This is a genomic window from Rhodocaloribacter litoris, from assembly GCF_011682235.2.
Taxonomy (GTDB): Bacteria; Bacteroidota; Rhodothermia; order Rhodothermales; family ISCAR-4553; genus Rhodocaloribacter; species Rhodocaloribacter litoris.
On sequence record NZ_CP076718.1, the window covers coordinates 782,725 to 795,972 of the forward strand.

Annotated in this window: 11 protein-coding genes; 3 read left to right on the forward strand and 8 right to left on the reverse strand. The window is 68.6% G+C overall.

The features are described 5' to 3' along the window. Window position 1 precedes the first annotated feature (1 nt). From GQ464_RS03225 to GQ464_RS03255, 7 genes are all read right to left on the reverse strand, one after another. On the reverse strand, window positions 2-2,488 hold the full coding sequence (locus tag GQ464_RS03225; protein WP_228350553.1) for a DUF5686 and carboxypeptidase-like regulatory domain-containing protein: 2,487 nt from the start codon (window positions 2,486-2,488) through the stop codon (window positions 2-4). Further along, on the reverse strand, window positions 2,485-3,336 hold the full coding sequence (locus tag GQ464_RS03230; protein ID WP_228350554.1) for a phosphohydrolase: 852 nt from the start codon (window positions 3,334-3,336) through the stop codon (window positions 2,485-2,487). Before GQ464_RS03230 ends, GQ464_RS03225 begins: the two co-directional genes overlap by 4 nt. Window positions 3,337-3,513: 177 nt before the next feature. Beyond that, the gene (locus tag GQ464_RS03235; protein ID WP_166975033.1) at window positions 3,514-4,026 is read right to left on the reverse strand and encodes a molybdenum cofactor biosynthesis protein MoaE; all 513 of its coding nucleotides are present in this window, start codon (window positions 4,024-4,026) and stop codon (window positions 3,514-3,516) included. Between the two features lie 37 nt (window positions 4,027-4,063). Continuing rightward, a complete protein-coding gene (locus tag GQ464_RS03240; protein ID WP_166975030.1) occupies window positions 4,064-4,324 on the reverse strand; it encodes a MoaD/ThiS family protein in 261 nt (86 codons plus the stop codon). A gap of 12 nt (window positions 4,325-4,336) precedes the next feature. After that, window positions 4,337-4,810, reverse strand: a complete 474-nt coding sequence (locus tag GQ464_RS03245) for a redoxin domain-containing protein (RefSeq protein ID WP_166975027.1) — start codon at window positions 4,808-4,810, stop codon at window positions 4,337-4,339. Window positions 4,811-4,856: 46 nt separating this feature from the next. Next, on the reverse strand, window positions 4,857-6,110 hold the full coding sequence (locus GQ464_RS03250; protein ID WP_228350555.1) for an ABC transporter permease: 1,254 nt from the start codon (window positions 6,108-6,110) through the stop codon (window positions 4,857-4,859). Window positions 6,111-6,258: 148 nt separating this feature from the next. Further along, window positions 6,259-8,637 carry a GvpL/GvpF family gas vesicle protein gene (locus GQ464_RS03255; RefSeq protein ID WP_228350556.1) on the reverse strand — a complete coding sequence of 793 codons (2,379 nt, stop codon included), beginning with the start codon at window positions 8,635-8,637 and terminating at the stop codon, window positions 6,259-6,261. Window positions 8,638-9,027: 390 nt separating this feature from the next. On the opposite strand from GQ464_RS03255, the gene pruA reads away from it, so the two are divergent. From pruA to GQ464_RS03270, 3 genes are all read left to right on the forward strand, one after another. Next, a complete protein-coding gene (pruA, locus tag GQ464_RS03260; RefSeq protein ID WP_166975021.1) occupies window positions 9,028-10,710 on the forward strand; it encodes an L-glutamate gamma-semialdehyde dehydrogenase in 1,683 nt (560 codons plus the stop codon). Window positions 10,711-10,747: 37 nt separating this feature from the next. Next, window positions 10,748-11,206 (forward strand): hypothetical protein, encoded by a 459-nt coding sequence (locus GQ464_RS03265; RefSeq protein WP_166975018.1) that lies wholly within the window; start codon window positions 10,748-10,750, stop codon window positions 11,204-11,206. 107 nt (window positions 11,207-11,313) lie between these two features. After that, the gene (locus GQ464_RS03270) at window positions 11,314-11,535 is read left to right on the forward strand and encodes a hypothetical protein (protein ID WP_166975015.1); all 222 of its coding nucleotides are present in this window, start codon (window positions 11,314-11,316) and stop codon (window positions 11,533-11,535) included. A gap of 10 nt (window positions 11,536-11,545) precedes the next feature. Here the strand turns inward: GQ464_RS03270 and GQ464_RS03275 are convergent, their stop codons facing one another. Continuing rightward, complete coding sequence (locus tag GQ464_RS03275) at window positions 11,546-13,144, reverse strand: M14 family metallopeptidase (RefSeq protein ID WP_166975012.1); 1,599 nt, start codon at window positions 13,142-13,144, stop codon at window positions 11,546-11,548. Window positions 13,145-13,248 lie beyond the last annotated feature (104 nt).

Below are 13,248 nucleotides of genomic sequence, written 5' to 3' on the forward strand. Positions count from 1 at the left end.
CTCAAAAGATGCGGGCCAGGCCGAGGCCGGCCGTCAGGCCCGGGGCGTCGAGGCGTTTCGTCACGTCGATCCGAAAGAGGCCGAAGAGCCCGTTGAGCGAGAGGCCGAGTTCGTGATGGAAGCCCTCCGGACGGCGGGGTGTGAAGCCGAGCGTGGCCGCCAGTTCGTCGCGGCGGGCCGCCGAGACGAACGTCCGGGCATGCCCCCCGTGGACGATCAACCCCAGCCCGGCCCCGGCGAGGCGGCGCAGCCCCAGCAGCTCGAAGGGCACGGTGCGAAAGTGGTGCTCCCAGAAGAGTGCCAGCACCCGCTCTCCCTCATAGGGCCGGCTCTCCAGCGTCCGCAGGCCGCCGAAGGTCTGCCACAGGCCGCCGGCGGCCTCCACGACGGCATAGCGCTGCGGCGGCAGCGTGCCGGTGTGCGTGGCGGCCACGACCCGCACGTCGAGCGCCATCGGCAGCAGGCGACGGCGGAAAAACGTCTCGAACCGCCACTCGGCCAGCAGCCAGAGACGGGTAAAGTCGAAGTCGCTGCCGAGGAGACCCGGATCGCTGTGTTCGATCTGCAACTGCACACGGCGCTGCCCGCCGAGCGGCAGCGGGAGGTCGTCGTCCCCCGGGTGTGCGCGCACCGGGAAGACCAGCCGCACTCCGAGCGAGCGAAGCCTTCCCTCCTCGACGGCCGGGTTGGGCCGCGGATCCGCACCGGAGCCGATCAAGCTGTAGCCGGTGGTGCGTTCGACCGAGAAATGCCGCTCGCGGTTGTACCGTACCTCGATCCGGGTGGCGGCGAACGGGAGGTGATAGCCGGCACGGGCCGTCCACTTTTCGTTCCCGTAATAGTCGAAGTAGTCCGTGCCGCCGGTGAGGACGCCGAAGCTATTGAAAAAGCGTTCGTGGATCTGGTAGGGGAAACGCGGCTCGATGTTGTCGCGGTAGCGCAGGGCCAGCCATCCGCGCCCGCGGGTTCCCCCCCGGAGTTCCACCTCACCGCCGTAGGTCCACCGGTTCGGGCCGGTCTTGTACCCGCCGAGCGCCCGGAGCGCCAGGTGCCGGCCCACGGTGGCGCCGAGGCCGAGGGCCAGATGCGCCTCGTCGACGCGGTTGTACCAGAGTTCCGGTTGCAGCGAAGGCCGAAGCCCCCGGTCTCGCCCGGTACGACCGCGCCTCCCGGCGTCGTCTTCCTGTTCCACCTTCACCAGGAAAGCCAGGGGGCCCCGGGGCCGGTATGCCTTCTCCAGCGTCATCGTGCTGTCGATGGTGGCATAGGCGCCGGCTTCGCGCCCGGAGAGCGGCACCGCCACGCCGGGCCGGTCCAGCAGCGTGTCGGCGGCCACCGCCACCGAATCGATGGTCAGGTAGGCGATCTTCCGGTACAGGGTGTCGGGCAGGGGCCCGTTGACCTCGTAGTTGGTAAAACGCGCCACCTGGCGGATGCGGATGAGGGGAAAGGTGAGCAGCCCCTGCACGTCGATCTTGAGCAGCGCCTCCGAGCGAAAATCGACCGGCAACCAGAAATCGCCGCCGAAGCGGGAAAACTGCTGGCGGTAGGTGACCTCATAGGCCCGGACCGGTGGGGGAAACAGGAAGGCTTCGCCCGGGCGGAGTTCGGCTTCGACGAGGGCAAAGGCCTCGTCCAGGACGGCCACCCGTCCTTCGAAGGCACTCTTGAGGCGCCCGGCGGGTCGCACGGCGATGTCGTAGACCGTCCGGTCGTCGAGCACGCGGGTGCCTTCGAGCGTGAAGCGATAGTGCCGGAGAGCGTCCGGGTGCGTCACCCCGATGAGCCGGTAGCCCGCCACCTCGACATCGTCGTCGTACAGGTTCTCGACGAAGAAGGCGGCCGGGAGGAAGGCTTCGAAGTCGAGGTTCGACGTCCGGCGGCGTGCCCGGACGACCTCGCGTGCTCCGCGTTCCCGGTCCCAGAAGGCCTCGGTCAGGCTTTCGACGATGGAGACGATGCCGGTGTCGTTCTCGAGGGTAAAGCGGTTATAGACCTCGGCCCGGTATCGCTGCAGGGCGGCCCGCCATTGCTGCTTGCGTGCGATGACCTGGCGCATGATCTCGACGGCCGGGTCCTCACCGGTCACGACCACCTCGTCCAGCTCGTAGGCCACCGGTTCGAGGTCGAAGTCCTGCCGCCCCGCATCGCCCGGACGCAGGGTTCGCCGCTGCGTGGCGTAGCCGATGTAGCGGACGACCAGCACGGCCGGAAGGCCGTCGAGGCGGAGGGCATACCACCCGTCCTCGTTGGTGATGGTGCCCCGGTACGTGCCCTCGACGTGCACGTTGGCCGCCGGCAGCGGCTCGCCCGTGGCGGCGTCCCGTACGGTTCCCTCGACGAGCACCTGGCCGAAGACGGGCGGGGCGCCCAGCCACACGAGAAGCAGGGCGAGGCACCCCATCCCGGACGCACCGCTCCACCCGGCCACGGCGTGCCCCCCCCGGTGACCCGGCAGCCCGAAACGTGACGCGGCAAGAGGCTTCATCGCAGGTAGAAGCGGGGCGGCTCATCGGCCACGAGGGCGCAGATTTCCAGATAGGGCATGATCGGCGAGGCCTTCACCTTGCCCATGAGGATCTCTTCCACCTGAAAGAGCCCCGTCTTGTTTTCCATCGAGATCGTGATGCGGACGGGCTTGGCATCACCGGGCGAGAGGTCTACCCGGCTGATGGCGCTGGCCGAGTAGCGGTGAATGTCTCCGACGACCGGGCCGCGATCGATGATTTGCGGGATGCGGGAGCGCCCGCGGGCCATGTCCGTGCCGTCGGCCACGAGGACGACCCCGGCCTCGACGGAGTGGATCCGGCTGTGCCCCATATGCCCGACGATGACCTCGTGCGCCATGGCCCGGACGACGACGCGCATCGGATCGGTCTCGCCGTAGAGCATCGTCAGGTAGCGGGTGATGATGCCGTCGGCCAGGACGATGGAGTGCCATTCGTGGTTCTCGCGGGTGACCCCCATGCCGAGGTCGTGCAGGAAGCAGCCCAGGGCCACGGCCACCTGGGCATCCTCGTAGGTACCGACCTCCTCCTCTTCGAGCGACGGCCGGATGCCGCTCTCGCGCAGCAGACGGAGCAACTTGAGGGCATTGTACGTGGTGATGCGGGCGTGCACCGGCCCGTGGTCGTTGTAGCCGAGCCGCCGAACCGAGACGGCGTTGGCATAGCTGTGGTACAGGTTGACCTCCCGATCGACCAGCAGGCCCTGCAGCAGCCGGTGCACCTTACCGGAGGTCCGTTCGAGCAGGGCCCGGTTCAGCTCGGCCTCTTTGGGACTGGGCGTTTCCCAGTCGGGAAACCGCCGGGTGGTTGCCTTCGAGGATGTTTCCATCTTTGACTCAAGCATGCCGGTCGGAGGCGAGAAGATCCCTGCGGATTGCGGTTTCCCGGTCATCGTCCTCCGAACGTGAAACGTGGAACCGGATACCCGGGGACTACGAGTGGGCAGAGGGAGGTTCCGGGGTGCGCGTCCTTCCGGAAGCCGGCGCAGGGCTCAAGCCCGGCCCGTCTACGCCTCCCCGGTGCTTCTTGCCTGCACCGGAGGCAGCTCGGGCGGGGCATCCCCCTGCACCCAGACGGTGCGGCCGTCGGCGAAGTGCTCGCGTTTCCAGATGGGCACCTGGCGTTTGAGCGTGTCGATCAGGAAGCGGCACGCGGCAAAGGCTTCGGCCCGGTGCGGGGTCGCCACCCCGATGAGCACGCTGGCCTCGGCCACCGGCACGACCCCCAGCCGGTGCCACAGGCACACCCGCTCGACCGGCCACCGCGCCGCCGCCGCCGCGGCAAGCCGCTGCATCTCCTGCATCGCCATCGGCACGAAGCACTCGTACGACAGCCTGACGGTCTCGCGGCGCGCACCGGACGGGTCGCCTGTCGCCGGCCCGCTCCAGCGGCGGGTGATGCCAAGGAACAGGTCGATGCCCCCGGCGCCGGGCACCCGCAGGTAGTCCGTCGCAGCGCTCACGTCGAGCGGATCGGATTGCAGCCGGATCCACTGCGTTTCGTTTTTTATCTCCTGCATGGGTTTCTGCATGCTTCCGGTGCCGGCCCGGGACCGGCTAGCCCCCGCTGACGGGGGTGATGAGCGCCACCTCGTCGCCTTCGTTCAGCGGCGTCGTCTCCGGGGCATACGCCCGGTTGACGGCCAGGCGAAGGGTCCCCCGGTACGGCCGGAGTGCCGGATACGCCCGCTCGAGCGCGTCGAGCAGGTCTTCGCCCGTGGCCGGCGCCGGCAACCGGATCTCCAGACGGCCCGTCCCGATGCGCTCCCGCAGCACGCTGAAAAGGAGCACCCGCAGCCCGATGGTTTCGTCCCGCATCGCCGTGCCCCCTCAGAGTTCCGCCACCAGGGCCTTGATGGCCTCCAGATCCGGCAGTTCGCCGGCATTCTCGAGCACCTCGGCATACTGCACCCGCCCCTTCTTGTCCACCACAAAAGCAGCCCGGCGGGCGATGCGGTCGAGCTGCATGGGGGTGAAATCCCGGTTGTACTTCGCCCCGTAGGCGGCACAGACCTCCGCATCGTGGTCGCTCAGGAGCGGGAAACGCAGGCCGTGTACCTTTTTGAACTCGGCGAGCACGAACGGCGAGTCGGTCGAGATCCCGACGACCTGCGTATCCGGCCCGAAGGCTTCGAGGTCGTTGTTGACCATGTTCAACTCCGTCGTGCAAACGCTCGTGAACGCCCCGGGAAAGAACAGCAGCACGACGTGCTTCTTGCCCCGCAGGGATGCCAGCTCGAACGGCTTGCGCCGGTCGTCATAGAGGGTGAAGTTAGGCGCTTCGTCTCCTTTGCGCAGGCCCATGGGATTTTTTTCCGGTTAAGTTTGCCTGATGGGCTCCCTTCCGGCCTCAGCTGAATCGGATGGCGCGGATGGGTTCGATCCGTGCGGCGATACGCGCAGGAATATAGGCGGCGGCGGCGCACAGCGCCAGCGCCACCACGCCCACGAGGAGGAAGTCGAGCGGGTTCAGGGCGATGGGAGCCGTCTTCATGTAGTAGGCCTCCGGCGGCAGCGGGATCACCCCGTAGCGCTGCTGCACCAGCGCCAGCGCCAGCGCCAGCGCCTCGCCCAGCAGCACCCCGGCCCCGCCGATCATCAGCCCCAACCAGAGAAAGAGCCGTCGCAACTTCGCGGCCGAAGCCCCGAGGCTGATCAGCACCCCGACCTCGCGGGTCTTCTCCAGGATGATCATCAAGAGCGTCCCCACGATGTTGAAAGCCGCCACCAGCATGATGACCCCGATGACGAGCGGGATGATGCTCTGTTGCAGGTTGACCCAGGCAAAATAGCTGTGATAGACCTCATAGATGGTTCGCGCCATCACCGGAAAGCCCCACGTTTCGTTGATGCGCGCGGCCACGGCGTCGATGCGGTCCGTGTCCGCGACCGTCAGGTCGATCCGGGTGAGTTCGTCGGGGGCATATTCGAGCAGGTCCCGCGCGACGTCGAGGTCCGTGAAGACGTAGAGTTCGTCGAAGTTGGCGAAGGAGGTCTCGTAGATGCCCGCCACGTGGAACTGCTTGACGCGGGGCAGGCGCACCGGATCCGCCCCGGAAAGGACCTGGTCTGTGTTGCGCATCGAGAAGGCCGTCACGCGGTCCCCCACCCGGAGGCCGAGCAGGCGGGCCAGCTGGCTTCCGACGACCAGGCCCGGAAGCCCGTTGCCATCGGGGTCGAAGCGGGCCGTGCCTTCGACGAGGTGCCCGGCCAGGTAGGGCGGCAGGACGTCCGTGCCCCACAGCCCGACGCCGTCGATCGCGGTGGCCGAACGCCGCAGCAGCGCAAACTCGAGCACGACGGGCGCCGCACGCGCCACCCCTTCTTCCCGGGCCAGCGCTTCGGCCAGGGCCATGCCGCCGCCGATGGGTTCGTCCGTCAGGCTTTCCACCTGCACGTGTGCTCCGAACCCGACGAGCTTGGCTTCGATCTCCCGGCTGAACCCGCGCACGATGAACAGCGCCAGCAGCAGCGCCGCCACCCCCACGGCCACTCCCCCAACGGCCACGTACGTGACGAAGTGCAAAAACCGGCGCCCTTCCTCACGCCCCTGCGCTCCCCGGAGGTAGCGCAACGCCACGAACTGTTCGAAACGCAGTGCCAAGGTCCCGTCCTGTAGATGCATGCCCGAACACGGCCGCGTACACGCGCGGCACACGTGAGACATGAGGACGTACCCTCCCGGCACTTTGATCCGGCGCTCCGGCGATTTTCCGCGCCGTCTTACCGCACACGCCCGGCGGCCTCAGCCGTCACCCCACCTCGACGAAATGGTACGGCGGCCAGGGACCGCTCAGCTCGAACCGGAAGCCCAGCCCGATGCATTCCCCGCCGAGGTCGGCAACCCGCGCATGAAACGCCTCCTCGTCCTCGACCGGAACCAGGTAGGCCGCGTTGGCGACCAGCGTCCCCTTGCCCCCTTCCGCCGCGTCGACCAGGGGCTTGAACACCCCGCCTTCGGCATGCTGGAGCAGGGCCTCGTGGGCACGACGCACGCAATGCTCGGAGAGCACCGCAATCATCTGGTCGACCTCCACATATTCCATCCGGTTCATCTCCTCCCGCACGAACCGGGCGATCCCTTTCGAGAGCACGCCGAGCGACTCCTCGACCTTCTGCTCGCCTTCGATGATGCGCTCCAGCAAAACGTCGTCGATCCGGTAGATGCGCAGGCTCCATTCCTGGCGGCCACGGAGCCGGCCGGCGGCCTTGCGAAGCCCGTCGTAGCGTGCCTCGACCAGCCCCAGGACGGCCTGTTCGTCCCGGACCACCGTCCCGAAGGGCAACGGTACCAGGGTGCCGGTCTCACAGAGCCGCTCCATCACGCGGGTATGGGCGCGCACCTGCACCTGCACCCAGGCGGCCTCCTGCATGTTCTCCCGGAGCGCCTCCGGGCCGAACGTCTCGGCAGGAACCCTGCTGAAGAACACGGCCAGATCGCGGTGGACGCGCTGCATGACCGCCTCACCGGGCACCAGCCCCTCGACGTCGAGGAGGCCGGCGGCAGGAGCCTCCCGGACGGGCATCACGCCGTAGACGTAACAGCAGACCGCCCCCGGCGATGCCGGCTGCCCCGGCACCCCGTCTCCCGTTCCGGCCAGGACAAGCGGTTCCTCCTCATCCTCGTCGAACTCGCCGGGGGCAACCTCCCGAATGAGCGAGTCGGGCGCACCTGCCTCCGGAGACGCTTCTTCCGCCGGGCTCACCAGCCCGTCGAAGCGGATCTCTTCGAAGACGGGGCGCTCGTCCCCGGTATCCGGGCCCTCGTGCCGGTCGCCCGGCTCCGCACCGGCCGGATCGCCGGAAGGCGCCGGGGCTTCTTCCTGCCGGGTGACGGTATGGCGCACCGCGGCGGCCGCCTCACGGAAAGGGGCCTCGTGCGCTTCCGCATCGTGCATCACCGCTTCCGTGATCTCGCGAACGGCATCACTGAGCATACGCTGGAGCATCCGTTCTTTGAGAACACGCCGGGCCTCGGAGAGAACGGCCTCCCGGTCCTCGAAGCGGCTCATGGCCTCCCGCGCGGCCGCCTCGGCGTCTTGCAGGGCCTCTCGGGTTTGCCGGGCGATGTCGTCCAGGAGCAGGGCCCGCAGTTCCCGGCCCGCGCCGGTCAGCTCCGGCAGGTCGTCCGGGATATGCTGCCGGGCCTCGCGGGCCGCCTCCTCGGTCGAGGCGAGGGTATCGGTGGCTCGCCGGGCAACCTCGCCGACGAGCAGGTCGTGCAACCGCCGGACGGCTCCGGTGAGGGCTTCGTGGTCGTCCGGTACATGCGCCCGCGCCGCCCGTGCGGCCGCCTCGGTGTCGGCGAGGGTATCGGTGGCACGACCGGCGACCTCCGTCACGAGCAGGCCATGGAGGGTTTCGACCGCTTCCCGGAGGGCCTCGTGGTCGTCCGGTACATGCGCCCGCGCCGCCCGTACCGTCGTCTCGGCGGCGTGCAGGGCCGCTATCGAGCGCCGGGCCACCTCCTCATAGAGGCGTTCGTTGAGCGCGCCGGCCGCCCGTTCGAGCACCGGATGCTCCTCCGGCACGTGACGGTGGGCCCGTTCGACGGCCGTCTCCACGTCCTCGAACTGCACGACGGCCCGGCCGGCCACTTCTTCGTCGAGACGGTTCGTGAGGGCTTCCACGGCGGCCTGCAGGACCGGATGGTCGGATGCCAGCAGGGCGCGGGCCCGCCCGGCGGTCGCCCCGGCATCACGCAGGGCCTCGGTGGCCCGGTCGGCCACGGTGGCAAGAAGCTGCTCCTGCAACGCCCGGACGGCCCCCTGCAGGCTCTCATGCTCCTCCCCGACGTGTTTTCGGGCGGCCGTCGCGGCACGGGCGGGGTCGGCCAGGGTCTCCACGGCCCGCGTCGCCACCTGGCGCAACAGTCTGGCCTGCAGGGCTTCGCCGGCCCGCCGGAGGAGCGGGTGCTGCCCGTCGAGCCGGGCCGCCAGGGCTTCGGCGATCTGCTCGGGCTCTTCCAGCTCGGCCAGCGCCTGTTGCATCACGGCCTGTAAGAGCTTCTGCTTGAGGGCCTCTTTGGCACCGGCCAGCCGGGGATCGTTCTCCTGCTGAATCAGACGGGACAGTTTCTCTCCATCCAGCCCGGGCCGGGGCTGCCTGTCGGACGCTGCCTGCGAGCTCATGGTGTCGTCGAAAAGTTGGGAAGACCATTCAAGGAATCGTACGGCACAACGGTCCGGTTGCAGCCAATAGCGGGCCAGTTCGCCCGCTGCCGGCGGGGTTGTCGCCGGTCGTCCCCCGTTCAGGTACACCATGCGGTAAGGGATTCGTTTTTTCCGCGCCGGGTCTCCCCGTCCTCCCGCCGGGCACCGCGTCCGGCCCCGCCTTTCGCTGGAAAAGATGCGTCGCGAAGGAAAAATATGCCGTGCCCTCCCGGCGTTGTCTTTTCGGCGGGATGCCCCCCCATCCCTTTTTCAAGAACAAGCCGGCCGGCTGCTCGTTACTTTTTCCTATCTTGCAGCCGCCGCTCGTGCCGGCCCGTTTGCATCACGCCTTTGACCCTTGACGTCGCCATGAACAACCTGATTGCTCACACGCCGCCTCCCTGGAACGAACCCGTCCGTACTTACGCCCCCGGCAGCCCGGAGCGTGCCGCGCTTCGGAAGCGCTTACAAGAGCTGCGTAATCAGGAGATCGAGGTGCCGGCCTTCATCGGCGGGCGGGAGATTCGCACCGGCAACACGATCACGATGCATCCCCCCCACGACCACCGCCACGTGCTGGGGGTGGCGCACCAGTGCGGGGCGGCCGAGATCCGGCAGGCCATCGAAGCCGCCCTGCAGGCCCGGCACGACTGGATGCGGATGCCCTGGCAAGACCGCGCCGCCATCTTCCTGAAGGCCGCCGAGTTGCTCGCCGGTCCCTGGCGGGACACGCTCAACGCCGCGGCCATGCTGGCCCACAGCAAGAACGTTCACCAGGCCGAGATCGACGCGGCGTGCGAGCTGATCGACTTCTTCCGGTTCAACGTCCACTACATGGAGCAGATCTATCGCGATCAGCCCCGCTCGGCGCCGGGGACGTGGAACCGGATGCAGTACCGCCCGCTCGAAGGGTTCGTCTTCGCCGTGACGCCCTTCAACTTCGTCTCCATCCAGGGCAACCTGCCGACGGCGCCCGCCCTGATGGGTAACACGGTGGTCTGGAAACCCGCCTCGTCCACGCTCTACACCGCCTACTTCACCTACAAGCTGCTCGAAGAAGCCGGCCTCCCGCCCGGCGTCATCAACATGATCCCGGGACCGGGTTCGCTCGTGGGGCAGCACGTCTTCGCCTCCCCCCATTTCAGCGGGCTGCACTTCACCGGTTCGACGGCCACGTTCCAGCACATGTGGCGCACCATCGGGCAAAACATCGCCGGGTACCGTGCCTATCCCCGCATCGTGGGCGAGACGGGCGGCAAGGACTTCATCCTGGCGCATCCGTCGGCGGACACGCAGGCCGTCGCCACGGCCATCGTGCGGGGGGGCTTCGAATACCAGGGACAGAAATGCTCGGCGGCCTCGCGCATCTACCTGCCGCGCTCACGCTGGCCGGAGATCGAGCGCGAGCTCCTGAGCCAGCTCGGCGAGCTGAAGATGGGGCCGCCCGAAGACTTCACGAACTTCATCAACGCCGTCATCGACCGCAAGGCCTTCGAGAGCATCACCGCCTACATCGACGAAGCCCGGCAAGCACCGGGCGTCCGGGTGCTCGCCGGCGGCAACTACTCGGACGAGACCGGCTACTTCATTGAGCCGACGGTCCTGCTCGTGGACGACCCGCAGTACCGGACGATGTGCGAGGAGATCTTCGGCCCGGTGGTTTCGATCTACGTCTACCCGGACCAGAAGTGGGACGAGACGCTCACGCTGCTGGACGAGACGTCGCCGTATGCGCTCACCGGTGCCCTCTTCGCCCGGGATCGCCGCGTCATCGCCGAAGCGACGGACCGCCTCGTCGACAACGCGGGCAACTTCTACATCAACGACAAGCCGACGGGGGCCGTCGTGAGCCAGCAACCGTTCGGCGGCGCCCGCGCCTCGGGCACCAACGACAAGGCCGGCTCGTACCTGAACCTTATCCGGTGGGTCTCGGCACGGGCCATCAAGGAGACGTTCGACCCGCCGAAGCATTTCGCCTACCCGTTCCACCAGCCCGATGCCGCGGACGCGCGCAGCGAGGCCATGGAACACGCCTCGGCGGAGCGCCTGTAAAACCGGCCGGCGGCCTCCGTGCGCAACGACAACGGCGATGAACCGTCCTCCGGCCCCGCGTATCTTTCGGAGCACGCTGCATCCGGGGACGGCGCCGGCAACGCTGGTCTACGGGCGGGCGCTCGTCCGGCCGCTGGGTGCCTGCGTCCTGCCGGTGATGGTCGGGGCCCTGCTGGCCGTGCTGCAGGAAGCTCCCGCCCTGGCCTACCTGACCCGGGGCTTTCCCGCCGCCCTGGCCGTGGCGATGCTCTGGACGCACTTTCGGCTGCGTGCCCTGCCGGCCGAGGTGCAGGTCGTACCGGGGGCGGCGGCCGTGCGCACTGTGTGGGCGTGCGCCCGCAACGAGCCGCCCGCCTGGTTCCGCATCCTGGACCTGCGCCTCACCCCGGACGCCCTGCAGGTTACCCTGGGCTACACGCCGTACACGCTGCCGTTCGACCGGTGGCCCGAACACGACGACCTCCTGGCCGCCCTGCAGGAAGCCCGCAACGGCTGATTCGACGGGCCGCCCGCACCGGCGCCGCCGGGATGCGCGGGCCGTAGCAGTCAACGCCCTCACGAAACCCGCAATCCCGGAACGACCCGGACTTCAACCACCACGCCGTGAGCGACTCTTCCCGCCAGCGCCCCCGCCCGGCTCCACGCCCGCAACTGGAGCTCTTCGAGACGCCGCCGGCACCGCCTTCGACGCCGGCGACCGCCTCCTCCGTCGCCTGTGCCTACTGGGACTACTGCCCCAACTGCGGCGCGCGGTTGCACAACCAGGGCTGCAAATACCGCTGCCCGCGCTGCCACTACTTCATGTCGTGTTCCGACTTCGATTGAGACGGCGGCCTCACTCGCCCGCCGGAAGCCGCAGGATGGGATAGTAAGTCGCCCCCTCGAGGGCTTCGTCGAGCAGGCCCCAAGTGGCCAGGCCATCGTCGGAGCGGGGTTCGAGCAGGGTGAAGGCCAGGCGCCCCAGCGGCTGATCGACGGGGACGACGAGGGCACCCGCCGGAAGCGTCGTCTCGGCCGGCTCGTAGCCGCCGTAAAGGGTGCGCAGATGCCGGTTCTGGTACGGGCGTTCCGCCACGTGCACCGAATCGATGCGGAACCGTTCGACGGTGGCGGGACGCTCCGTCCCCAGCACGGTGAACCGGATGCCGTGGGCCTGGAGGCGGTCTCGCACCGCCGCAAGCGAGGCCGGCACGACGTAGGCCGCCGGCGCCGGCACCGTCTCGACGGGCACGAACGTCCCGTACTCGGTCATCCGCTCGGGCCGGCGCACATCCCTGCGGCGAAGCATCACCGCTCCGGAGTACGGGTTCTGCTCCTCGGCAACCGCACCCAGCAGGATTTCGACGGGTTCAGCGGAAGGGGCGGGCCGGGCCGTGAGCGCCAGGGGCCGGCCCACCACCACCCCGGCATCAGCCGCCGCCGTCCGCTTCCGGATGACCGTCGCGTTGGCGTAAGCGAAGTGCAGGACCTCCTCGACGAAACGGAGCGTGGCCTGCACCCGCTCCTCGAACGTCGCATAGGCATAGGCCTCGCTCAGAATGGCGAAACGGTTGCGCAGGCCGGCGTAGTTGGTACTGAAGCGGGGCCGGTGGTCGAACGTGTACCACCCACGCGCCCTCTCACTCCCCGGCGACGGCAGGTTGCCGTAATAGTAAAAATCCCACCCGTATTTCTCGCGGACGATGTCCGTGACCTCGGGCAGCCACACGTTGCGCAGCAGCGCGACGATGCCGGCGTCGGTGTTGGGATGGAGTGGCGGGGCGTAGGTCAGGTGGTAGGCGTGGACGGTGCCGTTGGTCGTATGCAGGTCGACGACGACGTGGGGGTCGTAGTCGTTGAGCAGGCGAACGAGTGAGCGGGCTTCGGGGCTGTCGAGCTTGACGTGGTCCCGGTTGAGGTCGAGTCCCTGGGCGTTCGGGCGCTGCCCCATCCCGCCGACGGGACCGTGCTGCCGGGGCCGGTTGAAGAGGTTGACGCGCTCGTTGCCGTCGGCGTTATAGATCGGCGCCACCATCACAACGAGCGAGTCGGCCCAGCGGGCGTACCGGCCGGCCGCCAGGGAACGCAGCAACATCAGCATGGCCTCCTTGCCGCAGACCTCCCCGGCATGGATGTTCGCCATCACGAAGACCCGCGTCTTGCCCGTGCGGCGGACGGCCCCGGGACCGGCTCCTTCCGGCGCACCGTAGACCATCAGCGGCAACGCCCGTCCCTCCGTCGTGTAGCCGAAGCGGGTCAGGTGCAACCGGGGCGAGGCCCGGTCGAGCACGTCGAGAAATCCCATCAACTCGTCGTAGCGGGTGGTTTCCTCATAGCCGGTCGCCTCGGCCCGCGTCTGGAGAAACGACAGGTCCACCGGCTGCGCCCGGGCCCCGGCCACGGCCAGCCATCCGATCAGCCACCACCCCGCCCCATACCATCTTTCACGTCGCATTCCGCACATCGATTCGATTCCTCTGACAGCCGTTGCGTGCCCCCTCGACCCGCGGTCGAATGTCCTTCAACCGGATTCATGCTCCCGCGTGACGTCGTGCCGTC

What these genes read in the sequence shown, in the direction of transcription:
- GQ464_RS03240 (WP_166975030.1), bottom strand. Translation starts at nt 4,324, where the DNA reads ATGCGGGACGAAACCATCGGGCTGCGGGTGCTCCTTTTCAGCGTGCTG.
- GQ464_RS03225 (WP_228350553.1), bottom strand. Translation starts at nt 2,488, where the DNA reads ATGAAGCCTCTTGCCGCGTCACGTTTCGGGCTGCCGGGTCACCGGGGG.
- pruA (WP_166975021.1), top strand. Translation starts at nt 9,028, where the DNA reads ATGAACAACCTGATTGCTCACACGCCGCCTCCCTGGAACGAACCCGTC.
- GQ464_RS03235 (WP_166975033.1), bottom strand. Translation starts at nt 4,026, where the DNA reads ATGCAGGAGATAAAAAACGAAACGCAGTGGATCCGGCTGCAATCCGAT.
- GQ464_RS03265 (WP_166975018.1), top strand. Translation starts at nt 10,748, where the DNA reads ATGAACCGTCCTCCGGCCCCGCGTATCTTTCGGAGCACGCTGCATCCG.
- GQ464_RS03275 (WP_166975012.1), bottom strand. Translation starts at nt 13,144, where the DNA reads ATGCGACGTGAAAGATGGTATGGGGCGGGGTGGTGGCTGATCGGATGG.
- GQ464_RS03245 (WP_166975027.1), bottom strand. Translation starts at nt 4,810, where the DNA reads ATGGGCCTGCGCAAAGGAGACGAAGCGCCTAACTTCACCCTCTATGAC.
- GQ464_RS03255 (WP_228350556.1), bottom strand. Translation starts at nt 8,637, where the DNA reads ATGAGCTCGCAGGCAGCGTCCGACAGGCAGCCCCGGCCCGGGCTGGAT.
- GQ464_RS03230 (WP_228350554.1), bottom strand. Translation starts at nt 3,336, where the DNA reads ATGGAAACATCCTCGAAGGCAACCACCCGGCGGTTTCCCGACTGGGAA.